This is a genomic window from Shewanella sp. MR-4 (assembly GCF_000014685.1).
Lineage (GTDB): Bacteria > Pseudomonadota > Gammaproteobacteria > Enterobacterales > Shewanellaceae > Shewanella.
Map to the genome: position 1 here is coordinate 2,420,023 of NC_008321.1, position 23,361 is coordinate 2,443,383.

Annotated in this window: 20 protein-coding genes; 12 read left to right on the forward strand and 8 right to left on the reverse strand. The window is 47.6% G+C overall.

Annotated features, from left to right (window positions below):
• Positions 1-71: 71 nt before the first annotated feature.
• Complete coding sequence (gene seqA, locus SHEWMR4_RS10685) at positions 72-623, reverse strand: replication initiation negative regulator SeqA (RefSeq protein WP_011622796.1); 552 nt, start codon at positions 621-623, stop codon at positions 72-74.
• A gap of 295 nt (positions 624-918) precedes the next feature.
• Here seqA and SHEWMR4_RS10690 point away from each other — a divergent pair, with 295 nt between their 5' ends.
• The 6 genes from SHEWMR4_RS10690 to efp all read left to right on the forward strand — a co-directional run bounded on the left by SHEWMR4_RS10690 (position 919) and on the right by efp (position 4,751).
• Entirely contained in the window at positions 919-1,695 is a 777-nt protein-coding gene (locus SHEWMR4_RS10690) for an alpha/beta fold hydrolase (RefSeq protein WP_041408773.1), read from the forward strand.
• Positions 1,696-1,796: 101 nt separating this feature from the next.
• The gene (locus SHEWMR4_RS10695; RefSeq protein WP_007648263.1) at positions 1,797-2,018 is read left to right on the forward strand and encodes a DUF2788 domain-containing protein; all 222 of its coding nucleotides are present in this window, start codon (positions 1,797-1,799) and stop codon (positions 2,016-2,018) included.
• A gap of 11 nt (positions 2,019-2,029) precedes the next feature.
• The gene (ybfE, locus tag SHEWMR4_RS10700; protein WP_011622798.1) at positions 2,030-2,302 is read left to right on the forward strand and encodes a LexA regulated protein; all 273 of its coding nucleotides are present in this window, start codon (positions 2,030-2,032) and stop codon (positions 2,300-2,302) included.
• Positions 2,303-2,357: 55 nt separating this feature from the next.
• Positions 2,358-2,885 carry a flavodoxin FldA gene (gene fldA, locus SHEWMR4_RS10705; RefSeq protein WP_011622799.1) on the forward strand — a complete coding sequence of 176 codons (528 nt, stop codon included), beginning with the start codon at positions 2,358-2,360 and terminating at the stop codon, positions 2,883-2,885.
• Positions 2,886-2,964: 79 nt separating this feature from the next.
• Positions 2,965-4,146, forward strand: coding sequence for an elongation factor P maturation arginine rhamnosyltransferase EarP (gene earP / locus SHEWMR4_RS10710; RefSeq protein WP_041408774.1), 1,182 nt, complete (start codon positions 2,965-2,967; stop codon positions 4,144-4,146).
• A 44-nt stretch (positions 4,147-4,190) separates the two neighbouring features.
• A complete protein-coding gene (gene efp, locus SHEWMR4_RS10715; RefSeq protein ID WP_011622801.1) occupies positions 4,191-4,751 on the forward strand; it encodes an elongation factor P in 561 nt (186 codons plus the stop codon).
• Between the two features lie 326 nt (positions 4,752-5,077).
• On the opposite strand, the gene SHEWMR4_RS10720 is transcribed toward efp, so the two are convergent.
• A complete protein-coding gene (locus tag SHEWMR4_RS10720; RefSeq protein WP_011622802.1) occupies positions 5,078-6,460 on the reverse strand; it encodes a Na+/H+ antiporter NhaC family protein in 1,383 nt (460 codons plus the stop codon).
• A gap of 740 nt (positions 6,461-7,200) precedes the next feature.
• Between SHEWMR4_RS10720 and SHEWMR4_RS10725 the strand changes: the two genes are divergently transcribed.
• The 3 genes from SHEWMR4_RS10725 (at position 7,201) to SHEWMR4_RS10735 (ending at position 10,623) form a co-directional block, all read left to right on the forward strand.
• On the forward strand, positions 7,201-8,415 hold the full coding sequence (locus SHEWMR4_RS10725) for a pyridoxal phosphate-dependent aminotransferase (RefSeq protein WP_011622803.1): 1,215 nt from the start codon (positions 7,201-7,203) through the stop codon (positions 8,413-8,415).
• A 254-nt stretch (positions 8,416-8,669) separates the two neighbouring features.
• Positions 8,670-9,257, forward strand: a complete 588-nt coding sequence (gene yfbR / locus SHEWMR4_RS10730; protein ID WP_011622804.1) for a 5'-deoxynucleotidase — start codon at positions 8,670-8,672, stop codon at positions 9,255-9,257.
• A 25-nt stretch (positions 9,258-9,282) separates the two neighbouring features.
• Positions 9,283-10,623, forward strand: a complete 1,341-nt coding sequence (locus SHEWMR4_RS10735; protein ID WP_011622805.1) for an anti-phage deoxyguanosine triphosphatase — start codon at positions 9,283-9,285, stop codon at positions 10,621-10,623.
• A 70-nt stretch (positions 10,624-10,693) separates the two neighbouring features.
• Here the strand turns inward: SHEWMR4_RS10735 and SHEWMR4_RS10740 are convergent, their stop codons facing one another.
• Genes SHEWMR4_RS10740 through zwf form a run of 4 tightly spaced genes read right to left on the reverse strand, consistent with a single transcriptional unit; the run spans position 10,694 to position 15,375 of the window.
• A complete protein-coding gene (locus SHEWMR4_RS10740; RefSeq protein ID WP_011622806.1) occupies positions 10,694-11,335 on the reverse strand; it encodes a bifunctional 4-hydroxy-2-oxoglutarate aldolase/2-dehydro-3-deoxy-phosphogluconate aldolase in 642 nt (213 codons plus the stop codon).
• Between the two features lie 20 nt (positions 11,336-11,355).
• A complete protein-coding gene (edd, locus tag SHEWMR4_RS10745; protein ID WP_011622807.1) occupies positions 11,356-13,182 on the reverse strand; it encodes a phosphogluconate dehydratase in 1,827 nt (608 codons plus the stop codon).
• 12 nt (positions 13,183-13,194) lie between these two features.
• The gene (pgl, locus tag SHEWMR4_RS10750) at positions 13,195-13,893 is read right to left on the reverse strand and encodes a 6-phosphogluconolactonase (RefSeq protein ID WP_011622808.1); all 699 of its coding nucleotides are present in this window, start codon (positions 13,891-13,893) and stop codon (positions 13,195-13,197) included.
• A 9-nt stretch (positions 13,894-13,902) separates the two neighbouring features.
• Positions 13,903-15,375, reverse strand: a complete 1,473-nt coding sequence (gene zwf, locus SHEWMR4_RS10755) for a glucose-6-phosphate dehydrogenase (RefSeq protein ID WP_011622809.1) — start codon at positions 15,373-15,375, stop codon at positions 13,903-13,905.
• A gap of 312 nt (positions 15,376-15,687) precedes the next feature.
• Between zwf and SHEWMR4_RS10760 the strand changes: the two genes are divergently transcribed.
• On the forward strand, positions 15,688-16,542 hold the full coding sequence (locus tag SHEWMR4_RS10760; RefSeq protein WP_011622810.1) for a MurR/RpiR family transcriptional regulator: 855 nt from the start codon (positions 15,688-15,690) through the stop codon (positions 16,540-16,542).
• A 184-nt stretch (positions 16,543-16,726) separates the two neighbouring features.
• A complete protein-coding gene (gene pyk / locus SHEWMR4_RS10765; RefSeq protein ID WP_011622811.1) occupies positions 16,727-18,166 on the forward strand; it encodes a pyruvate kinase in 1,440 nt (479 codons plus the stop codon).
• 139 nt (positions 18,167-18,305) lie between these two features.
• On the opposite strand, the gene SHEWMR4_RS10770 is transcribed toward pyk, so the two are convergent.
• Together SHEWMR4_RS10770 and SHEWMR4_RS10775 are read right to left on the reverse strand one after the other, a co-directional pair.
• A complete protein-coding gene (locus SHEWMR4_RS10770) occupies positions 18,306-20,585 on the reverse strand; it encodes an acyl-CoA dehydrogenase (RefSeq protein ID WP_011622812.1) in 2,280 nt (759 codons plus the stop codon).
• A 15-nt stretch (positions 20,586-20,600) separates the two neighbouring features.
• Entirely contained in the window at positions 20,601-21,239 is a 639-nt protein-coding gene (locus SHEWMR4_RS10775; protein ID WP_011622813.1) for a TetR/AcrR family transcriptional regulator, read from the reverse strand.
• Between the two features lie 218 nt (positions 21,240-21,457).
• Here SHEWMR4_RS10775 and SHEWMR4_RS10780 point away from each other — a divergent pair, with 218 nt between their 5' ends.
• The gene (locus tag SHEWMR4_RS10780; RefSeq protein WP_011622814.1) at positions 21,458-23,320 is read left to right on the forward strand and encodes a M2 family metallopeptidase; all 1,863 of its coding nucleotides are present in this window, start codon (positions 21,458-21,460) and stop codon (positions 23,318-23,320) included.
• Positions 23,321-23,361 lie beyond the last annotated feature (41 nt).

The following is a 23,361-nucleotide window of genomic DNA, read 5'->3' on the forward strand; positions in this document are numbered from 1 at the left end:
CTGATCCTCTCCTACTGGAAAATCGGTTAATTAAATGGAAACGCCGCATCATTGCGGCGTCGATAAAGGCGTTATACGCGTTCGGCAATGCCGTTGGCGATTTGGGCATCGCAGCCAAATTGCATTAAGGCTTCGACTAAAATCGCCCGTTTTTTGGCGGTGTTATTGTTGGTCGTGACCCAAAATCCGGTGTTACCGATTTCCTTGGGGTTAGCGGTAGCACTGGCCTTGAGTAACTCTTCCCTTGAGCGCGCAAAATAGAGTCGATCGCGACCTTGGATCTGTAAAATTTGCGAGAATTGCGCTTGGCTCTGTTGATATAAACTCTCAAGCAAAAATAAGAAACGACCCACGGCGCCTTTTTGCTGCTCTAACTTATGCTCATCCACCAATTGATTGAAATCGGTCGCAGAGACTAAGGTTTCGACCTGAGGCGCAATCTGTGGCTCAGGCGTCGCTGCCTCTAAACTCGGTTGGCTAATGGCCTGTGGCTGCGCCTGTTCAACCGCATCGACGGACAGGCCGAGTAATCGACGGAGAATGTCAGAGGCGCTCTCACCAATACGTTCCGTTTTGCTGGCAATATGACGATAGAGCTCTTCATCCACTTCGATGTATTTCATAACCTTATTATCCTTTGTTATTCGATAGGCTTAACCGAAAAAGTGCACCACAGGCGATCCTCGCAAAGGATCTGTGCGATCATTGCCCCAGTGTATCTATCTCTATCAATCTGATAAAGCATCATTAATCTAAAAATGCGTGAAATCGCACATCAAATTAGCACAAGCGCGTTAATCGCTGAAAAAGCCAGCAAGTTCGGCGCACGGAGCCTCAAAATTGCCTCAAGACTTGTCAAACTTAACCCATTAGGGGCACAATCCGCAGCACTTTATGTACCACAGCACAGGCGATTCCATGAATTTTGCATCCACAGGTCAAGGAGAAGCAGTCCTCCTTATCCACGGACTCTTTGGCAATTTAGATAATCTTAAGGGGCTAGGACAAGTCCTCGAAGCAAATCATCAGGTTATCCGCGTTGATGTGCCTAATCATGGTTTGAGTGAACATTGGCAGGAGATGGATTACCCAAGCCTAGCCGAGGCCATGGTGGCATTGTTAGATGAACTTGAGCTTGAGCGTGTACACATTGTTGGCCATTCCATGGGCGGCAAAATCGCCATGGCAACGGCCCTTGCCTATCCAGAACGCATCATCAGCATGGTGGCCGCCGATATTGCCCCAGTAGCTTATCAGCCGCGCCATGATGCGGTATTTGCGGCACTCGAAAGTTTGCCTCTTGAAGGCCACACCGACCGCCGTTTTGCGTTATCGCATTTATTAGCAGGTGGCATTGATGAACCGACCGCGCAGTTTTTACTCAAAAACCTCCAGCGCACCGACACAGGCTTTCGTTGGAAGATGAATCTTACAGGCTTAAAAAGCTGTTATCCCAACATCATTGGTTGGCCTAATGAAAACCACAAATCGCAGCAAGTCTATAACGGACCGAGCCTTTTTATCCGTGGTGGTGAATCTAATTATGTGACCGCCGAACATCGCGATGAGATCATGCGTCAATTTCCCGCGGCGCAGGCCAAAACATTAGAAGGTTGTGGCCATTGGCTACATGCTCAAAAACCAGCGGTGTTTAATCGTATTGTGTCTGAATTTATTGACAAACACTCAGTGTAAATGACAATGATTCTCGACCTAAATCATATAGCCGACACCCTGCTGATGTGATATATTCGCGCCTCTTTTAGCCTTAGAAGACTCTAGAGGACTAAGAAAGTATGTTATCTCAGTACATGGAACAAATTGAAACCATCGGCCTGAACCTGTTTTTTGCCGCGATATTTTTCTTTATCGGCATGGCCATCCACGATGTGCTTAAACAAGGTAATGTGCCGAAATTTGGTCGATTTATTGTGTGGTTAGTGTTATTTCTCGGCTGCGCCGGGTTTATTGCAAAAGGTATTATCCAGATGTCCTGGGAAGGTTCAGGCATCGGTTAAACAATAAGAACATGGCAAAAGAAGCAACAGATAGAACAACCATTGACCTTTTTGCCAATGAAAAGCGCCGGGGCCGCCCACGTAGCAATCCTTTGTCCCGTAGCCAGCAACTTAAGGTCAATAAGCGCAACCAGATCCAGCGGGATAAAGCCAAAGGATTAAAGCGAATAGAGTTAAAGGTGTCACAAGATTTATATGACGCCTTGAATGAGCAGGCATTGGCCAGTAACATCAGCCGAAGCCAGTTAATCGAATTAATTCTTCAGCAAAAAATTGAATGCTGAGCAATCGATAGCAGCAAGATTAACGTATAAGTGAACTAGACATAAAGGATAGACAATGGCAACTGTAGGTCTTTTTTTCGGTAGCGACACAGGCAACACCGAAGCTGTCGCCAAGATGATCCAGAAGAAACTGGGTAAGAAAATGGTTGAGGTGAAAGATATCGCCAAGAGCACCAAAGAACAGATCGCAGAATACGACCTGCTGCTGTTCGGCATCCCAACCTGGTATTACGGTGAAGCACAGTGCGACTGGGATGACTTTTTCCCTGAATTAGAACAGATTGATTTTACAGACAAACTGGTTGCTATCTTCGGTTGTGGTGACCAAGAAGACTACGCAGAATACTTCCTCGATGCCATGGGTATGGTGGGCGATATCGTTCAAGCTCGTGGCGGTATCATCATCGGTCACTGGCCAACGGCTGGTTATAACTTCGAAGCGTCAAAAGGCTTAGTCGATGATGACCACTTCATCGGTTTAGGGATTGACGAAGACCGTCAACCAGAGCTGACTGAAGAGCGTGTGGATGCTTGGGTTAAGCAAATCTACGAAGAAATGTGCTTAGCCGAGTTCGAAGACTAAGCACAGCTCCGTAAAAAAAGCGGCCGAAACGCCGCTTTTTTTATGTGTGCTCTCCCGATTAATGAAAGCGATACACTCAATGGCAACCACCGCCCCCCACTGGGACATCTTTTGCTGCGTCGTCGATAATTACGGCGATATCGGCGTCACTTGGCGCTTAGCCAAACAGCTGGTCAATGAATATCAGCTCCCCATTATACTCTGGGTCGATGACTTAAACAGCTTCTCGCATATTTTACCAAGCCTTGATCCAAACCAAAGCAGCCAAGTCTTTAATGGCGTCACCATCAATCATTGGACAACGCCCCTGCCCGTGGCATTTGTGCCCGGCGCCGTGTTAATTGAAGCCTTTGCCTGCGAACTGCCTGACGAGGTCAAACAACAACTCATCACGCTGCACAGCACCACACCGCAAGCTGTGCCCGTATGGCTGAATTTAGAATATTTAAGCGCCGAAGACTGGGTCGATGGCTGCCATGGGTTACCCTCGATGCAGGCAAGTGGCATCAAAAAGTATTTCTTTTTCCCGGGTTTTACCCCAAAGACGGGTGGACTGATCTGTGAGCGTGAGCTGTTTGCCGAACGCGATGCATGGCAACTGGATAGCACCAATAAATTGCAATTATTTGAGCGCCTTGGTCTTAAGGATATTCAAGCGCAAGATACTGTCTACAGTGTCTTTAGTTATGAAACTGATTCTCTGCCGGCCTTATGTGAGCTCTGGCAAGCCAGTGCAACAAGCGATGCCAAAATCCATGCGCTTATTCCCAAGGGACGCAGCTTAAACAGCTTACAACACTTATTACCCTGCAAGGTTGAGGCGCTCAGCCCCGGACAGCAAATTAAGCTAGGTCATTTGACCCTGCATATCTTGCCGATGACAGACCAACAAGGGTTCGACCGCCTGCTGTGGAGCTGCGACTTTAATATTGTCCGCGGTGAAGACAGCTTCCTGAGGGCGCAATGGGCCGCTAAACCCTTCATTTGGCATATTTATCCGCAAGAAGATGATTATCATCTAATAAAATTAGAAGCTTTTATCCAACTTTACTGCGATAATCTGCCCCCTGATATTGCTGGTACTTGGTCTAAATTGAATGTTGCATTTAACCAAGGCGAGCAATCTGCCGTGAAAACTCACTGGCAAAACCTAAATCCTGTCAGTTTGCCACTTTTGCAACATGCTAAAGATTGGCCAATTGACGCAATAAATGCTGCAGATCTTGCGACTCGGCTAGTCCAATTCGTCAAAAAAAGCTAAGATGCTGCGCTGAAATAGAAAATCGACATATAGGAAATTGTGTAATGAAAACTGCTCATGAAGTCCGTCCTGGTAACGTGATCATGTTTGAAGGCAGCCCATGGGTTGTACAGAAAACAGAAACAACTCGTTCTGGCCGTAACGCTGCCATCGTTAAGTTAAAGCTGAAAAACTTGCTGCTTAACTCTGGTACTGAAACCACTTTCAAAGGTGAAGATAAGATTGACGATATTATCCTAGATCGTCTGGATTGTACTTATTCTTACTTTGCTGATCCTATGTACGTGTTCATGGATGCAGAATACAACCAATACGACGTAGAAGCTGAGAACTTAGGTGATGCAGCGGCTTACATCGTTGACGGTATGGAAGAAACTTGCCAAGTAACTTTCTACGAAGGCAAAGCAATTTCTGTTGAAATGCCAACCACTATCGTACGTGAAGTGATCTACACTGAGCCATCAGCTCGTGGCGATACTTCAGGTAAAGTAATGAAGCCAGCAACTATCACTGGCGGCGGTACAATCAGCGTGGCTGACTTCGTTAAAGTTGGCGACAAGATTGAAATCGACACTCGTACTGGCGAATTCAAGAAGCGCGTATAATCGCCCTTCCTACTCCCAGATAAAAAAGCCAGTGCCTACACTGGCTTTTTTATTGGCTTTGCTCTGCCCTAACTCGTGTTAACACTCACCAAACAGATACTTCCCGGCGAAACCAACTCCACCCGATTATTCCTTAGTGTTAAATGGTTCGTCGTTCTGGAGTTCACAAGGCATGTGCCACAAGGGAAATACCTTATAAACCAGCCAAGCCAAAAACAATTAAGGTGTTCAAGAGCAGTCAGCTGTGTTCATTTACTAAGCCGCCCTAAACACAAGCAATAAAAAAACCAGCCGTAGCTGGTTTTTTATATTTACTGTATCGCGGCTTAGGCAATCAAGATAAAGCCAATGAACGCAATCACAGCGGCAATTAACGCATAGGGTAACTGAGTCACCGCATGGCTCACTAAGTTACAACCAGAGCCTTGTGCGGCCAATACAGTTGAATCCGAGTAGAAACACGCTTGGCTACCAAAAGATGATGCCGACAGCAGCGCACCAATCACCAGTGGAATATCAGCACCAACCGATTGCGCCAATGGCATCACGATTGGAATTGTCACCGCAAAAATCCCCCAGCTTGAACCCGTCGCAAAAGCAAGGATAGCCATAGAGAGGAATACTACCGCTGGCAACATCTTAGGCGTCATGAATGGGCTCAATGATTCAATCACATATTGTGGCAGCAGCAGCGCATCACACACATCCTTAAACACGAATGCGGCGATCACGGTACCAATGGCGGGCAACATGCTCTTAAAACCATCGATCATCTGATCCATCATCTCTGACAGTGGCATTAAACGTTGCACTGCATAGTAAGGCAACGTGATAACTAATGTCGCTAATAAGCCCTTCCACACGTCGATATCAAAATAAACGGTAAAGGCAACCAGTAGCAGAATAGGCACCAAGAAGTTGTGCAGCTTGCCCTGATTGTCGGCATGCTTAAACTCTTCTTCAATCGCAGCAATCGCGTATTCGTCAGAGGTTTGTACCTGGTCTAAATCGACTTGCGCCTCAGCAGGTTCACCTTGGGCGGCGCGCAGCTGGGCTTTTTTCATCGGACCAATGGCAGGCACAACACCTAACACCACCAGTAACACCATGGCTACGGCTAACCAAGCGTAAAGCATGTAGGGGATCGCCTGCATATATACGCTAATGCCCTGACCTTCTGCCGCCACACCGTTATCGACCAGCAAGCCACCAAAGAATACTGCCCAGGTGGATAATGGCACGAGCACGCAAACTGGCGCTGCTGTAGAGTCAACCACATAGGCCAGCATTTCACGTGACACTTTAAACTTATCGGTCACACGTTTCATGGTTTCACCCACGGTTAACGCGTTCAGATAGTCATCGATAAAAATCACAATCCCGAGAATAAAGGTCATAAACAGAGAGGATTTAGGGCCTTTAGCAAATTTCAGTGCATTTCGACCAAACGCCAGTGCACCACCAGTACGCACTAACAGGGCAATTAACGCACCAAAACAACCACAGACTAAAATCAACCAACCGATGGTTTCATCGGCCATGACTTTTAATGAAGTACTGGCGAAATTATTTAAGACTTGCGACGGATCGAGTAACAGAAACCCAGTTACCGCACCAATGATCAGAGAAAGAATGGGGCGGCGTAACCAAATGGCCAACACCAATACCACCAGAGGTGGAATAAGACTTAACGCTGTCGGTTCAGACATGCACTTAGGTCCTCTAAATAAGTTGCCTAAAAGGCAAAAGTTTTTAGAACAGCGCCTGAAATCACCTCGATAACGGACGCCAATATTGCTGCTTCATGATGACTAACTCCGCTGATAAAACCTGCTAAAAGCTTGTTATCTTAGGTGCCTTGCCAAAAACATCGCGCAGAAAATAAAGCGCATCGAATATCGAGTCAACCATAAATTTATGCTAACCATAAATAATTTTTAATACTGAAATAAGTATTGGCATATGCATTTGATTCTAAATGACTTTAAGCCAGCGTAACGAAATCTTTATTTGACCTTAAATGCTTAATAAGCATTCAGTTAATCTGCCTAAATATCAAAAAATCGCTGAACACCCGATAAAACCGCATTAACTAAAATCACCACTAGTAAATCAGCGGTTAAGCAAAAACTGATTAACAATTTTATTAACATTTAACCGCTGAATGGATTTTCAGTTTCAAAAAATGCGGCCACAGGCTCAAGCAAGCCACTTGATAGTCGCAAAGGCTGACCCCACCAAAACCAACAGTGAATTAGTTTGATACTTTGCATGCATTCAGCATTTAAAACTTGTTTTAATTTATTTAAAGCTTGGTTAAAGCATATTTAACTGGAGAGTTTGATGAAAAAAACTTGTTATTTGTGCTCAAGCCCCCTTCCTTAAGCCCAATAATTTCGTTATGGTGCACAAACTTAAGCCTAAATTAACTGCATGTTTCGAGGTGTAAATGCGCCCTATCATCAAGTCCAACAAGTTGGATACTGTTTGCTACGACATCCGCGGCCCAGTGCACAAGGAAGCCAGACGTTTAGAAGACGAGGGACACCGCATCCTCAAACTCAACATTGGTAACCCCGCCCCCTTCGGTTTTGAAGCGCCGGAAGAAATTGTGCGCGATGTGATCCTCAATCTTCCCAGCGCTCAAGGCTACTGTGAGTCGAAAGGATTATTCTCTGCCCGCAAGGCGATTGTGCAGCATTATCAAGCACAGGGCATTAAAGGCGTCGATATCGAAGATGTCTATATCGGTAATGGTGTGTCAGAGCTGATTATGATGGCCATGCAGGGCTTATTAAACACCGATGATGAAGTGCTTATCCCCTCTCCCGACTATCCGCTATGGACCGCGGCGGCGAATTTAGCCGGCGGTAAAGCGGTACATTACCGCTGCGATGAAGAGGCGGATTGGTTCCCGGATCTTGATGATATTAAGAGCAAAATTTCGTCTCGTACCCGTGGTATTGTGCTGATTAACCCGAACAACCCTACGGGCGCTGTTTACAGCAAAGAATTACTGCTGCAAGTTATCGAGCTCTGCCGCGAGCACAACCTGATCCTGTTTGCCGATGAAATCTACGATAAGATTTTATACGACGAGGCCAAACATATTCCGGCCGCGAGCCTCTCTGACGATATCTTAACCGTGACCTTTAATGGTCTTTCAAAAGCCTATCGCGCAGCGGGCTTTCGTGTCGGTTGGATGATGTTGTCTGGCAATCTTAAGGCAGCCAAGAGTTATATCGAAGGTTTAGAGATGCTCTCCTCGATGCGCCTATGTGCCAACGTGCCGAATCAACACGCGATTCAAACCGCGCTCGGCGGTTACCAAAGCATTAATGAGCTGATTTTACCTAGCGGCCGCTTAACGGTTCAGCGCGATACCTGTTATGAGTTATTGAACCAAATTCCCGGTGTGAGCGTGAAAAAGCCCAAGGGGGCACTGTACGCCTTCCCCAAACTGGACATGAAAAAGTTCAACCTCAGGGATGATGAGCGCTTAGTACTCGATTTGCTCAGGGATAAAAAAATCCTCCTCGTCCACGGCAGCGCCTTTAACTGGCCAGAGCCGGATCATTTAAGAGTGGTGTTTTTACCCTATAAGGAAGATTTGACTAAAGCATTGACAGAGTTTGGCAATTTCCTCGAGACCTACAAACAATAATGTTTTAGTCTCACCGCCAAGATGACCATTAGGTTAACCTCGACTAAAGCGATCCACTGGGTCGCTTTATTTTTTGCAGTGCGTAAAAACTCTTCAATCATTCCACTCACTTATCCTCTTGCCTGTGTTAGGCTAAAGCTTCATCACCGTACTTTTTTATGCAGTATTTTTAAGCCGTATTTTTAAGCCACGCTTCTCGCCAATTTACCTCGAGTTGAGTGTTGTGCGATCCGGCATTCATATAAAGGAGCATTATGAGTCATTTATTTGCCCACCTCGCCCGAATGAAACTTATCCAGCGCTGGCCCTTAATGTACAACGTGCGCACCGAAAACGTTCAAGAGCATTCACTGCAAGTTGCCATGGTGGCCCATGCCCTAGTTATTATCAGTAATAAGAAATTTGGCACCACGCTCGATGCCCATCAGGCGACCAGTTTAGCGATTTTCCATGATGCCAGTGAGATTTTAACTGGCGACTTACCGACTCCGGTAAAGTACTTTAATAAAGAAATCGAAGCCGAGTATAAGAAGATTGAGGCCATTGCCGAGCAGCGTATGCTCGATATGGTACCCGATGAATTTAAAGAGGATTATCGCAGCCTGTTTATTAGCGATTACGCCGATCCGATTTACAAAGCCATAGTCAAATCCGCCGATACCCTGTGCGCTTACCTTAAATGTCTAGAGGAAAACCGCGCTGGCAACACCGAATTTAATACCGCGCGTAAACGACTCGAAGCCATGCTGGCGGCCAATTCCGATCCGGCGGTGAAATATTTTATGGATTGCTTTGTGCCAAGTTTCACCTTGAATTTAGACGAAATTAACAAGATGTTGTGATGTATCACTCTCGCTAGGAATGCATATGAGCTCAAGTGTTTGGCAAGAACGCCGCCATGGCGAAGATAAACAAAGACGTAATGATCATCGAAGCCCTTTCCAAAGGGACAGAGCAAGGATCCTCCACTCCGCCGCTTTTCGCCGCCTACAGGCCAAAACCCAAGTGCTTGGGGTGGGCATGAATGACTTTTATCGCACACGCTTAACCCATTCACTCGAAGTGTCACAAATCGGCACGGGCATCGCCGCACAGCTCAGCCGCAAGTATCCCGAGCATAAGCCTTTATTAGGCTCGATGAGCCTACTCGAATCCCTCTGTCTTGCCCATGATATTGGCCATCCACCCTTTGGTCACGGCGGTGAAGTCGCGCTCAACTATATGATGCGCCACCACGGTGGCTTTGAAGGCAATGGCCAGACGTTTCGTATTCTCTCGAAACTCGAGCCTTATACCGAGGCCTTTGGGATGAATCTGTGCCGCCGTACTATGCTCGGCATTTTAAAATATCCCGCGCCGCAATCACTGCTCTTTGTGCCGGGATCACATCCTGAAATCACCAATCACAGACAGCTTAAACCATCACAATGGCCGCCTGTTAAAGGCATATTCGACGATGATAGCGACATTTTCGATTGGGTACTGGAACCGTTATCCGTTGCCGATAGAGCGCGCTTTACCTCCGTTCAGCCGAGCCTGCAGCCAAACTACCCGCATCTACGCACTCAGTTTAAATCCTTCGATTGCTCGATTATGGAGCTGGCAGACGACATCGCCTACGCCGTGCACGATCTTGAAGATGCGATTGTCATGGGCATAGTCACCGCCTCACAATGGCAACAGGATGTGGCGCCGACACTTAAGCACAGTGGCGATCCTTGGATCCGCCAGGAGCTTGCCGATATCGGCACTAAGCTCTTCTCCCATGAACATCATCTGCGAAAGGATGCCATCGGTACCTTAGTAAATGGTTTTGTCACCGCCATTATTATCAACGACGATCCGGCTTTCGAGGAACCGTTGCTGCGGTTTAATGCCAGCCTCGAACCCGAATTTGCTAATGCGCTCAATGTGCTAAAGCAGTTAGTGTTTAAATACGTTATCCGTAAACCCGAGATCCAAATGCTAGAATACAAGGGACAACAGATTGTAATGGGGCTCTTTGAGGCGTTTGCCTCGGATCCTGAGCGGTTATTACCACTCAATACCCAAGAACGTTGGCGCACCAGTGAGCTGCAAGGTCAAAACAGCCACAGGGTGTTGGCGGATTATATTTCTGGCATGACGGATGAATTTGCCGGACGACTGTACCAGCAGTTATTTAGCCCCAAGGCCGGCTCGAACGTGGAACTCAGCAAAGAGATGTAGCGCTGAACAGGCAATAAAAAACCACCGCAAGGTGGTTTTTTATTATCAGTGCGTTCCGCAAGTAAACGGCTTAGAGTCCGCCAATCGCATCTTTACACAATTGGGTGATACGCGCCCAATCGCCCTGCTCCATTGCATCGGTTGGGGCAATCCAACTGCCGCCGATACAATCCACATTTTTCAGCGCTAAGTAATCTTTATAGCTGCTTGGCGTAATTCCACCCGTTGGGCAGAAACGGATATCCGCTAATGGGCCAGAGAATGCTTTTAGCGCATCCACACCGCCCGAAGCTTCCGCTGGGAAGAATTTAAAGTGTGTGTAACCGAGCGCCATGCCCGTCATCACTTCGGAGATACTGGCAACGCCAGGGATCAAAGGCACAGGGCCTTGCATACCCGCTTTAAGCAGCTCAACCGTCGCCCCTGGGGTGATAATAAATTGTGCGCCGGCGGCAATCGCTTGATCGAGCTGGGCTTCATTTAAAATGGTACCCGCGCCAACAAGTGCCTCAGGCACTTCTTGGGCGATTTTAGTGATAGCTTCGAGGGCGCATGGAGTACGTAATGTCACTTCCAAAACGCTGATCCCGCCAGCGACTAAGGCTTTAGCCAACGGCACCGCATGTTCAATCTTGTTAATGACCATAACAGGAACAATAGGGCTGCGTTTAAAAATATCTTGTGGTTGTAATGACCAGTTATTCTCAAGCATTGCGGTATTCTTCCTTTGTATTAATAAAGTTCGTCAATGGCGCTGGTACTGCGCGCACCGGTTTCTGGACTGCTTAAGTTTGAACGCAGTGCCCCAAACAACTCACGACCCATTCCATAGCGTGAGTGGCGTAAATCGATTTCTGTAGCGGTTCTCGCGGCAAGTTCGGCATCAGAGACCAATAAGCTCAGCTCACCGGTCAGCGCGTCGACACGAATAAGATCGCCATCTTGCACTTTGGCAATCAGCCCGCCATCGATAGCCTCTGGCGTTAAGTGAATCGCTGCTGGTACTTTGCCCGATGCGCCTGACATACGACCGTCGGTCATCAGTGCCACTTTAAAGCCTTTATCCTGCAAAGAGCCTAACAGCGGCGTTAACTTGTGCAGCTCTGGCATACCGTTCGCTTTCGGCCCTTGACCTTTTACTACCACCACACAATCTCGGTCTAATGCGCCGGATTTAAACAGCGCATCCAGTTTGTTTTGATCGTCAATCACCACGGCTGGCGCTTCAACTACACGGTGCTTTTCTTGCACGGCTGACACTTTAATCACAGCACGACCCAAGTTGCCCTTAAGCAGTTTTAAGCCACCGTTGTTTTGGAAAGGCGTAGCGACAGACGTTAATACTTCGGTATCTAGGCTGACGGTTGGACCATCTACCCAGCGCACCTCGCCATCGAGTAATTTGGGCTCTTGGGTGTAACGACGTAGACCAAAACCTGCAACTGTGTTGACATCCTCGTGCAGTAGGCCCGCATCGAGTAATTCCTTGATAAGGAAAGCCATACCGCCTGCGGCGTGGAAGTGGTTAATGTCCGCATGACCGTTTGGATAAACACGTGCCAATAATGGAACCGCGTCAGATAATTCAGAAAAATCATCCCAGTTAACGATAATGCCGGCCGCACGCGCCGCCGCCACAATGTGCATGGTTAAGTTAGTTGAACCACCCGTTGCCAGTAGCGCCACTATGCCGTTCACGACGGATTTCTCGTTAACCACTTCACCGATTGGGCTGTATTGAGTACCCAGTTCGGTTAAGCGGCACACTTGCTTGGCCGCCATTTTATTCAGGGCTTCACGCAGTGGATCGTCAGGATTTACAAATGATGAACCCGGCAATTGCAGCCCCATCACTTCAAGCATCAGCTGATTCGAGTTGGCCGTACCGTAGAAGGTACAGGTACCAGCGCTGTGGTAAGACTGCGCTTCGGCTTCAAGCAGCTGCGCTCTATCGACTTTACCTTGGGCAAATTGCTGGCGAATACGGGCTTTTTCCTTGTTTGGGATCCCCGACTTCATTGGGCCTGCAGGCACAAACAGCATAGGTAAATGGCCAAAACTTAAGGCGCCAATCAATAAGCCCGGCACGATTTTGTCGCAGATACCCAGTAATAAGGCGCCATCAAACATGTTGTGGGATAAGCCCACCGCCGTCGCCATGGCAATCACTTCACGACTCAGTAAGCTCAGTTCCATCCCGGGTTGACCTTGAGTCACACCGTCACACATCGCGGGTACACCACCTGCGACCTGTGCAACACTGCCCACTTCCTGACAAGCTTTTTTCAGCAATTCAGGATAGGTTTCATAGGGTTGGTGTGCAGACAACATATCGTTGAATGCGGTAATAATCCCGATGTTAGCTTTGGTCAGTTGACGCAATGAATTTTTGTCATCTGGACTACAAGCAGCAAAACCGTGGGCTAAGTTACCGCAGCTTAAGGAGCTACGGTGTACGCCATGGTTACGAGCATCATTTAACGCGGCTAAATACGCTTCACGAGATGCTTTGCTACGGGCAATAATTCTGTCGGTAACAGATTGAACGACTGAGTGCATGAGAGTGACTCCTTAAGCGCTCCAGAACACGTCAACGGGCGTTTTACGCTGCGCTAATACGGCTCTGATGGGCATAGCATTAACATCATCATTTTCTAAGGCTTGACGATATACGGATAATTTCTGTTCCCCGACCAAATGCAGATAAATCTGTCTGCTATTGAGGATCGCATTCTTAGATAATGTGATCCGGCCGTGGGGCGCTGTGGTGGGATTGGTTGCCACACACAGGGCCTGAGTGCTCAAGGCATCATTTAACTCGGCGCTGCAAGGGAACCATGAGCAAGTGTGACCATCGTTGCCCATACCGAGCACCACTACATCGAAGGGACGCGGAAAATTAGACAGCGACTCGGCGGTCATATCGGCGCCCGCTTCGGCGGTGGAAAACATATTCTTTAATCCGCGGAACTTGGCATTGGCCGCGCGGTTTTGCAGTAAATGTTCACGCACTAAACGCTCATTCGATGCACTGTCTTCCACATCTACCCAGCGCTCATCGGCGAGCGTGACATAAACATCACTCCAATCGATGGATTTCATGCTGAGGAGCTCAAACAGTTTCAGCGGTGTTGAGCCGCCGGAAACGACTAAGCTAGCCTTACCACGCGCATCCACAGCCTCTTGCAACTGGCTGGCGATCTTATTCGCCAACTGTTGCTCGAGCGCTGCAGGTGTATCAAAGGATTTAAATACGGTTTCTTTAATCATCGAAGCCCCCTATTCATCCCACGAACGGCCGTCTTTGGTGATCAGCGCGACCGACGCTACAGGTCCCCAAGTGCCCGCAGGATAAGGTTTCGGTTTCTCGTTACTTTGTTCCCATGATTGGATGATGCCATCCACCCAAGTCCAAGCCTGCTCTACTTCGTCACGGCGAACGAACAGTGCTTGGTTACCGAGCATGGCTTCGAGCAACAGACGCTCGTAAGCATCGGCGATACGCTCATTTTTAAAGGTATCCGAGAAACTCAAGTCGAGTTTAGTGGTTTGTAAACGTTGCTTCTGCTCTAGCCCCGGCACCTTGTTCATCATCTGGATCTCAACCCCTTCATGTGGTTGCAGACGGATGGTTAACTTGTTAGGTGGCAAGTTACGGTAGCTTGAGCGATACAAGTTGTGGGGTGGGTTTTTAAAATACACCACAATTTCAGAGCTCTTGAACGGCATGCGTTTACCGCTACGCAGATAAAATGGCACGCCCGCCCAACGCCAGTTGTCGATATCGACACGCAGCGCCACAAAGGTTTCGGTGTGGGACTGAAGGTTAGCGCCCTCTTCCTCTAAATACCCAGGAACTGGACTGCCCTTGAGGAAGCCGGCACTGTACTGACCACGGACAGTGTTTTCATAGACATTGTCGGCATTAATTGGGCGCAGCGACTTCAGTACTTTCACTTTTTCATCGCGAATACTGTCGGCATCTAAGTTAACCGGAGGATCCATGGCAACCAGTGTCAACACTTGCAGTAAGTGGTTTTGGATCATATCGCGCATCTGACCGGCTTTATCGAAGTAACCCCAACGGCCTTCGATACCCACTTCTTCAGCAACGGTGATCTGGACATGGTCAATGGTCCGGTTGTCCCACTTAGACGCGAATAACGAGTTAGCAAAACGCAGCGCAATCAGGTTTTGGACCGTCTCTTTACCTAAGTAATGGTCGATACGATAAACTTGGTTTTCTTTGAAGTAGGCAGAAACTTGATCGTTAATCACGCGGGAAGAAGCGAGATCAGAGCCAATGGGCTTTTCGAGTACCACGCGAGAATCGCTATGGATAAGATTTTGTTCGTGTAGACAGCGGCAGATATCACCAAAAATCGCAGGAGGGGTGGCAAAATAACTGACCATGACGCGCTCTTCTGGTTTGAGCAATTCATGGAAGGCGCTGTAGCCTGCAGATTCGGTGAAATTCGTGCCGACATAATGGCAGCGGGACAAGAAACGTTCGACAGTCTCTTCGCAGAGCGGTTCTTTTACGAAGGTTTTTAACGCAAGGATGACGAGTTCTCTAAATTCATCCTGACTGAACTCATCTTTGGCAACCCCAATGACTTTGGTGTTTTTATCCAGAAGTTCAGCTTTATCTAGCTGGTATAAAGAAGGTAACAACTTGCGTCGTGCCAAGTCGCCTTTAGTACCAAAGAGTACGAAGTCACAAGCTTTGGCGCCTGATGTTGTTTTGCCCATTGCGTTACGCTCTCCTTTGTATGTCGTGTCCCTTCATGCCAATGAAGAAATCCACACTTTTGTTGTAATATAACAACAGAATTTGTTAAATGCATCTATTTTTATCAATATTAACATTCTTGCTAACTAGGCACCTAGGGCATAAATCTGATATGCTTTTTGTGCTTAAATTACTGATGATAGTAAATTCTTATTTCAAAAATGTACTTAAAACTTACTTAAGCAGTGTCGATTAGTGAGATCCTGAAACAGATCAGCAGCACTAAACAAAAATAAATAAAATTACATTCTCAATTTAGCGGACGTACGCGTATGAATACCCTAGAAAAGGTTCAAAAAAGCCTCACCCATTTTAGTAAGTCAGAACGCAAGGTTGCAGAGGTGATCTTAGCCTCTCCGCAAACAGCTATTCACTCGAGTATTGCCACTCTAGCTAAGATGGCAGATGTGAGTGAACCTACTGTGAACCGTTTCTGTCGCCGCTTAGATACTAAAGGCTTTCCTGATTTTAAGTTACATCTGGCGCAAAGTCTCGCAAACGGTACGCCTTATGTGAGCCGCCATGTGGAAGAAGATGACTCTCCAGAGTCTTACACGACAAAAATTTTCGAATCATCAATGGCTTCCTTAGATACAGCACGTCAAAGCTTAGACGTCACTGCCATCAATAAAGCCGTGGATATTCTGACTCAAGCCAAAACCATCTCCTTCTTTGGCTTAGGCGCTTCGGCCTCCGTTGCCCATGATGCCCAGAATAAATTTTTCCGTTTTAATGTGCCTGTCATCTGTTTTGACGATGTTCTGATGCAGCGCATGAGCTGTATTAACAGCAATGAAGGCGATGTTGTGGTGCTGATTTCCCATACAGGCCGCACTAAATCATTGATAGAAATAGCGCGTTTAGCGAGAGAAAACGGCGCGGCTGTGATTGGTATTACGGCTCGTAACTCACCGTTATCCATGGAATGTACACTGCCCGTGACGATGGAAGTGCCTGAAGATACCGATATGTATTTGCCTATGGCCTCGCGTTTAGCGCAATTGGTGACTATAGATGTATTGGCGACTGGTTTTACCCTACGCCGCGGCCCACGTTTCCGTGACAATTTAAAGCGTGTGAAAGAAGTGTTGAAAGAGTCTCGTATCAATAAAGATCCGATACTGTAATTCACTTCCTATCTTAAAAAAGGCTAGTGCAAATCGCCCGTCTAGCCTTTTTTAAAGCAAATTTCAGCGATACCTCACAAATTTGAAACATAACTTTAGATCAATTTGATTGTAACTTTACTACATAATTTGGAATTGCATGGTAATATAGCCCCAAGATTTTTTAACTTTAACGGAGTATCTTATGTTCCGCAGAACCAAAATCGTCACCACTCTGGGCCCCGCCACTGACCGTGACGATAACTTACGCCGTATTATCGCGGCAGGTGCAAACGTTGTTCGTCTTAACTTCTCCCACGGTTCCCCCGAAGATCATCTCAAACGCGCGACTCAAGCTCGCGAAATTGCAAAAGAATTAGGTGTCCATGTTGCTATTTTAGGTGACTTACAAGGTCCTAAGATCCGTGTATCTACCTTTAAAGACAACAAAAAAGTTCAACTGAACTTAGGTCAAGCCTACATTCTGGATGCCGAGTTAGGTAAAGGCGAAGGCGACGAGAATCAAGTCGGTATCGACTACAAGCAATTGCCAGACGATGTGAAAATTGGCGATATCCTGATGCTCGACGACGGCCGTGTACAACTGCGTGTTGAGCGCGTTGAAGGTCGTAAAGTGCACACGACTGTTACCGTTGCTGGCCCTCTATCAAACAATAAAGGGATCAACAAACAAGGTGGTGGTCTATCTGCAGCGGCTCTGACTGAAAAAGACAAGGCTGATATCCTGACTGCGGCCATGATCCAAGTGGATTACTTAGCCGTGTCTTTCCCACGTAGTGGCGCCGATCTGGAATACGCGCGTTCTTTAGCGCAGCAAGCTGGCAGTAATGCACTGATCGTCGCAAAAGTAGAACGTGCTGAAGCCGTGGCTAGCGAAGAAGCGATGGATGATGTAATTTTAGCCTCTGACGTAGTCATGGTTGCCCGTGGTGACTTAGGGGTTGAGATTGGTGATGCAGCGCTTGTAGCAGTACAGAAGAAGCTTATCGCTCGCTCTCGTCAACTGAATAAAATCGTGATCACTGCGACTCAAATGATGGAGTCAATGATTTCGAGCCCAATGCCTACTCGCGCGGAAGTCATGGACGTGGCCAACGCCGTGCTCGATGGTACTGACGCAGTGATGCTGTCTGCCGAAACTGCTGCTGGTGACTTCCCAGAAGAAACCGTTAAGGCGATGGCGAATGTGTGTATCGGTGCCGAATCTCACCCAAGCGTGAAAGTTTCTAAGCACAGATTAGATGCACGTTTCACTTCAGTTGAAGAAACGATTGCACTATCGACTATGTATGCTGCTAACCACTTAGAAGGCGTGAAAGCAATTATTGCCTTAACTGAGTCTGGCGCAACACCTAAACTGATGTCACGTATCAGTTCATCTTTACCCATCCTTGGTTTATCACGCCATGAGACAACGCTGGCGAAGATGGCACTGTACCGTGGTGTGTTACCGATTTACTTCGACTCAACCATTTATCCTGCCGATGAGTTAGCGCAAAAAGCGTTGGAATCATTAACAACTGCGGGTTATCTGCAGAGTGGCGACTTGGTATTAATGACCAAGGGTGATGCGATGGAAACTATCGGCGGCACTAACACTTGTAAAGTGTTGATCGTTGCATAATTTTTGCTGATTGGCGTTAGCTAGACGTAAAGAGTAAGGCTAACCGTCATCAAGCTTAAAAACAAAAACCACCTCAATTGAGGTGGTTTTTTATATCTTGTCAGGCTAGAAACGATTGCAGTCGTGCTAGCCGATCGGATTATAAGGCTTCAAAATCATTCACATTGATGGCCGCTAAGCGCAGCTTATCAGCATGTAACAGCTTTTGATGCTCATCTTGAGTCACAGTGCCCTGCTCCAACGCTTTAGCAAATAACACCAAGTTAGGCACTTTGGCTGGTAACTCACCGGCGCGTTGCGCTTTCTTGAGCTTCTTGTAAATCTCTTTACAGGCATATTGCGCCACGAAGGCCTGTTCAACTTCAGCAATACCACCCACGTCGCCTTCAAACTCAGGGCATAGGAAAGTAATGCGTTCACGGGCAGGACTTGGTTTTAACATGCCAGAGACCAATTCGGTCCCCATTTTATCGCTAGGCGCGTTGAAATGGTTGCCGATGGGGAAAATCAGCGCACGTAGCAGCCATGCAAATGGGCGGTTCGGGAAGTTACGGATCACTTCTTCAAGCGCTTTAGCTGCTAAGTGCAAGCGATTTGCCATCACATAACGCACCGCGGGTAAATCGTCCTGTTGACGGCCATTGTCTTCAAACAGTTTTAGGGTAGCCGAGCCTAAGTACAGCTGGCTTAACACATCCCCCATACGTGCCGACAACATTTCCTTACGCTTCAAATCGCCGCCCATGATCAGCATCGAAATATCTGTCATCAAGGCTAATGCCGATGAAATGCGCGACATATCTTTATAATACTGCTTAGTTTCACCGCTCACTGGCGCACTACCAAAGCGGCTGGCAGTCAAGGCGTTGAATAAGGCGCTAAACGCGTTACGAGTGGCGTAACCCATATGACCCATTAACAGCGAGTCGAAACGCTCGAGCGCATCGTGCTCGTTTTCCATCGCCGCGGCTTCCATTTCGGCCAACACATAAGGATGGCAACGGGTTGCACCTTGACCAAAAATCATCAAGGAACGCGTCAAAATGTTCGCTCCTTCAACGGTAATCGAAATAGGATTCGACATATAAGGGTGGCCTAAGTAGTTTTTAGGTCCTAATTGAATGCCCTTACCCGACTGAATATCCATCGCATCGTTCATCACCGCGCGGCCAAGTTCAGTCATGTGGAATTTGGCAATCGCTGTCACCACTGAAGGTTTAACTTTAAGATCGATCCCCGTGGTGGTTAAACGGCGCGCCGCTTCCAATTGATAAGTATTGGCGATAATGCGCGCCAGCGCTTCCTGCACACCTTCAAAGTTGCCAATCGCCATACCAAATTGATGACGCACATAGCTGTAAGCCGTGGTGGTTTTGGTCGCCATATGGCCAGACGCGGTAGCCAATGCAGGCAGAGAAATACCGCGACCCGCCGATAAACATTCAACCAGCATGCGCCAGCCTCTGCCCGCAAACTCAGGACCACCGATGATCCAATCCAGCGGAATAAAGACTTCTTCGCCCTTAGTAGTCCCGTTCATAAACGCCATGTTGAGCGGATTATGACGACGGCCAATGACAACACCAGGATGATCGGTTGGGATCAAGGCACAGGTAATACCTAAATTCTTTTTATCACCAAGCAAACCATCAGGATCGCGCATCTGGAAGGCTAAACCTAATACGGTTGCCACTGGTGCGAGGGTAATATAACGCTTGTCCCAGGTTAATTTCAGGCCTAAAACTTCTTCACCGTTAAACTCACCACGGCAAACAATACCCACATCGGGGATAGCGCCCGCATCACTACCTGCTTCTGGACCAGTTAATGCAAAGCATGGGATCTCATCACCCTTAGCTAATGCAGGTAACCAGCGCTCCTTTTGCTCCTTAGTGCCATAGTGAGTCAAAAGCTCACCAGGGCCTAATGAGTTTGGCACCATCACAGTGACCGCGGCACTCACGCTGCGGCTGGCTAATTTACTCACAATCGTCGAGTTGGCGTAGGCAGAAAACGCACGACCACCAAACTTTTTCGGGATGATCAGCGCAAAAAAGCCTTCTTTCTTAAAGTAGTCCCACAGCTCTGGTGGCAAATCCTTACGGTTATGCACGATATCAAAATCATCGATCATCTTCAGGGCGGTCATCACCTGATTATCGATAAAGTCTTTCTCTTCAGCCGTGAGTGTGGGTTTACCGTAGCTGTGCAGGGTATTCCAATTTGGATTACCGCGGAATAGCTCGCCTTCCCACCACACATCACCCGCTTCCATCGCTTCGCGCTCGGTATCGGATAATGGCGGTAATACTTTTTTAAAGAAGTGAAAAACCGGCTGGGTGATAAATTGCATCCGAAGGCTCTTTACTGCAAACAGCGCAATAATCGCAATCAGGGCAATAATTATAATCGTCAACATAATCAAGACCTTTTATTAAGAAGCCACGGGGACAGATACGCCCGCTGCCATGTAGGGGATCACTTTACGGATCACGGCTTCGATGTCGTTATGCTCACCAAATTCGGCCGCGGCAATATCATTGAGCGCATCGGCTGACGCCATGGTGAAAACAATCGTGCCTAGGGTAAAGTGTAAGCGCCAAAACATTTCAGCAGGAGGAATATGCGGTGCACTGGCCGAAACAGCTTTTACAAAGGTGTCTAAATGCTGCCCATAATGGGTGGTGATAAACCAACGCAGGTGCCCTTGGCTTTCAATGTAACCGCGACCCAGCAATTGTAGGAAAATTGTCGTGCCTTCGGTGCGCAGCTCGTTCAAATCCAATAATGGATCGACTAACGCAGAGAAAATCTCCTCTAACGAAGCTTGTGTTGGCGCTGTATGCAAGCGTTTTATGGCCGTCGATGCGGCGGGCATAAACACGTCTAAATAGCGGGCTAACACGGCGCGAATTAACTCTTTTTTAGAGCCAAAGTGATAGTTCACCGAGGCTAAGTTAACCTCCGCCTTGCTGGTAATAAGTCGCAATGACGTCTCAGAAAACCCCCTTTCGGCAAAAAGCTTCTCTGCGGCATCAAGTATTCTAGTTTTTGTATCGGATCGACTTGCCATTCCGTGACCTTGAATTAATTTAAAACACTCGTTTAAATTAAACATTGGTATGGGAGTTGTCAAACGAAAAATGGCCAAATAAGCTGCGCCTTGCTGACAGGGATTAACAGGCCACTCACATCTATTGCAAAAAACCATGAAAAGTCATCAAGTCCTGTGCAAAAAACACTGTGCTTAGGTAGAATGCTTAACACAAAAACAACAAAGGACTGCAATACATGGCTATTCTATTGAATCGTCCCACCACTCTTGCGCTCACCATAGCGCTAACCTTAGGTTTAACCGCCTGTAATGATGCCCAAAGCAAGGCCGAAACCACTGCAGCGGCACCAGCTGCAACTCAGGCCGCGCCCGATAAAGCTCAGGCCATCGCCTTTATTCAAGATGCTGAAGCCCAGATGGCGCAGCTCTCTATCGAAGCGAATCGCGCCGAATGGATTTACAGTAACTTCATCACCGAAGATACCGCTGCACTCTCGGCCGCAGTGGGTGAAAAAGTCAGTGCCGCGTCGGTCAAATTCGCCACCGAAGCCGCCAAGTTCGCCAATGTGGAGCTCGATCCTGCCAATGCGCGTAAACTGAATATTCTGCGCAGCGCACTCGTGTTACCTGCGCCGCTTGATCCCGCCAAAAATGCTGAGCTGGCGCAAATCAGCTCCGAGCTCAATGGACTCTATGGTAAAGGCAAATACTGTTTCGCCGATGGCAAGTGTATGACCCAGCCAGAGCTGTCGAGCCTGATGGCGGAATCGCGTGACCCCGCCAAACTGCTTGAGGCATGGAAAGGCTGGCGTGAAATTGCAAAACCGATGCGCCCGCTATTTCAACGTGAAGTTGAACTCGCCAACGAAGGTGCAAAAGATCTAGGTTACGCTAACCTCTCTGAGTTATGGCGCAGCCAATACGATATGAAACCCGATGAATTTTCACAGGAATTAGATCGTTTATGGGGTCAAGTTAAGCCTCTCTACGAATCCCTGCATTGTTATGTTCGCGGCGAGCTGAATAACGAATACGGTGACGCCATCGCGCCAAAAACTGGCCCTATTCCCGCACACTTACTTGGAAATATGTGGGCGCAGCAATGGGGTAATGTGTACGATCTCGTCGCCCCTGACGATGCCGATCCTGGCTACGATGTGACAGAATTACTCGAGCAAAAAGGCTATGATGAACACAAGATGGTCAAACAGGCCGAAAGCTTTTTCACCTCGTTAGGCTTTGCGCCGCTGCCAGACAGTTTTTGGAGCCGCTCTTTATTCTTGCAACCCAAGGATCGTGATGTCGTTTGTCATGCCTCGGCGTGGGATTTGGATAACCTCGACGATATTCGCATCAAGATGTGTATCCAGAAAACCGCTGAAGACTTCACCGTTATTCACCACGAACTTGGGCACAACTTCTATCAACGTGCCTATAAACAGCAGCCTTTCCTGTTTAAAAACAGTGCCAATGATGGTTTCCATGAGGCCATTGGTGACACGATCGCGCTATCAATTACCCCAAGCTATCTAAAACAGATTGGCTTGCTCGAAGACGTGCCCGATGCTTCCAAGGATATTGGCTTACTGCTGAAACAAGCTCTGGATAAAATCGCCTTCCTACCCTTTGGTTTGATGATTGACCAGTGGCGCTGGAAAGTCTTTAGCGGTGAAATCACTCCAGCACAATATAACCAAGCCTGGTGGGAATTAAGAGAGAAATACCAAGGCGTTAAGGCGCCGACAGACCGCAGCGAAGCCGATTTTGACCCAGGTGCCAAGTACCATGTGCCCGGTAACGTGCCTTATACGCGCTACTTCCTCGCGCATATTCTACAATTCCAGTTCCATAAGGCACTGTGTGATACCGCTGGCGATAAAGGGCCTGTGCACAGATGCAGTATTTATGGCAACCAAGCTGCAGGGGAAAAGCTCAATAAAATGTTAGAGCTGGGTGCAAGTCAACCTTGGCCAGTTGCTTTAAAAGAAGTGACAGGTACTGAGGGGATGGATGCCAAAGCCGTACTCGATTATTTTGCGCCGCTTAAAACCTGGCTCGATGAGCAAAACACGGCGGCGAATCGTCAATGTGGTTGGTAATTAAGCCTCTGACGAAATGAAGCCTCTGACGTCAGTAACAC

Coding starts and splice junctions, on each gene's coding strand:
- seqA (WP_011622796.1), bottom strand. CDS start 623: ATGAAATACATCGAAGTGGATGAAGAGCTCTATCGTCATATTGCCAGC.
- SHEWMR4_RS10690 (WP_041408773.1), top strand. CDS start 919: ATGAATTTTGCATCCACAGGTCAAGGAGAAGCAGTCCTCCTTATCCAC.
- SHEWMR4_RS10695 (WP_007648263.1), top strand. CDS start 1,797: ATGTTATCTCAGTACATGGAACAAATTGAAACCATCGGCCTGAACCTG.
- ybfE (WP_011622798.1), top strand. CDS start 2,030: ATGGCAAAAGAAGCAACAGATAGAACAACCATTGACCTTTTTGCCAAT.
- fldA (WP_011622799.1), top strand. CDS start 2,358: ATGGCAACTGTAGGTCTTTTTTTCGGTAGCGACACAGGCAACACCGAA.
- earP (WP_041408774.1), top strand. CDS start 2,965: ATGGCAACCACCGCCCCCCACTGGGACATCTTTTGCTGCGTCGTCGAT.
- efp (WP_011622801.1), top strand. CDS start 4,191: ATGAAAACTGCTCATGAAGTCCGTCCTGGTAACGTGATCATGTTTGAA.
- SHEWMR4_RS10720 (WP_011622802.1), bottom strand. CDS start 6,460: ATGTCTGAACCGACAGCGTTAAGTCTTATTCCACCTCTGGTGGTATTG.
- SHEWMR4_RS10725 (WP_011622803.1), top strand. CDS start 7,201: ATGCGCCCTATCATCAAGTCCAACAAGTTGGATACTGTTTGCTACGAC.
- yfbR (WP_011622804.1), top strand. CDS start 8,670: ATGAGTCATTTATTTGCCCACCTCGCCCGAATGAAACTTATCCAGCGC.
- SHEWMR4_RS10735 (WP_011622805.1), top strand. CDS start 9,283: ATGAGCTCAAGTGTTTGGCAAGAACGCCGCCATGGCGAAGATAAACAA.
- SHEWMR4_RS10740 (WP_011622806.1), bottom strand. CDS start 11,335: ATGCTTGAGAATAACTGGTCATTACAACCACAAGATATTTTTAAACGC.
- edd (WP_011622807.1), bottom strand. CDS start 13,182: ATGCACTCAGTCGTTCAATCTGTTACCGACAGAATTATTGCCCGTAGC.
- pgl (WP_011622808.1), bottom strand. CDS start 13,893: ATGATTAAAGAAACCGTATTTAAATCCTTTGATACACCTGCAGCGCTC.
- zwf (WP_011622809.1), bottom strand. CDS start 15,375: ATGGGCAAAACAACATCAGGCGCCAAAGCTTGTGACTTCGTACTCTTT.
- SHEWMR4_RS10760 (WP_011622810.1), top strand. CDS start 15,688: ATGAATACCCTAGAAAAGGTTCAAAAAAGCCTCACCCATTTTAGTAAG.
- pyk (WP_011622811.1), top strand. CDS start 16,727: ATGTTCCGCAGAACCAAAATCGTCACCACTCTGGGCCCCGCCACTGAC.
- SHEWMR4_RS10770 (WP_011622812.1), bottom strand. CDS start 20,585: ATGTTGACGATTATAATTATTGCCCTGATTGCGATTATTGCGCTGTTT.
- SHEWMR4_RS10775 (WP_011622813.1), bottom strand. CDS start 21,239: ATGGCAAGTCGATCCGATACAAAAACTAGAATACTTGATGCCGCAGAG.
- SHEWMR4_RS10780 (WP_011622814.1), top strand. CDS start 21,458: ATGGCTATTCTATTGAATCGTCCCACCACTCTTGCGCTCACCATAGCG.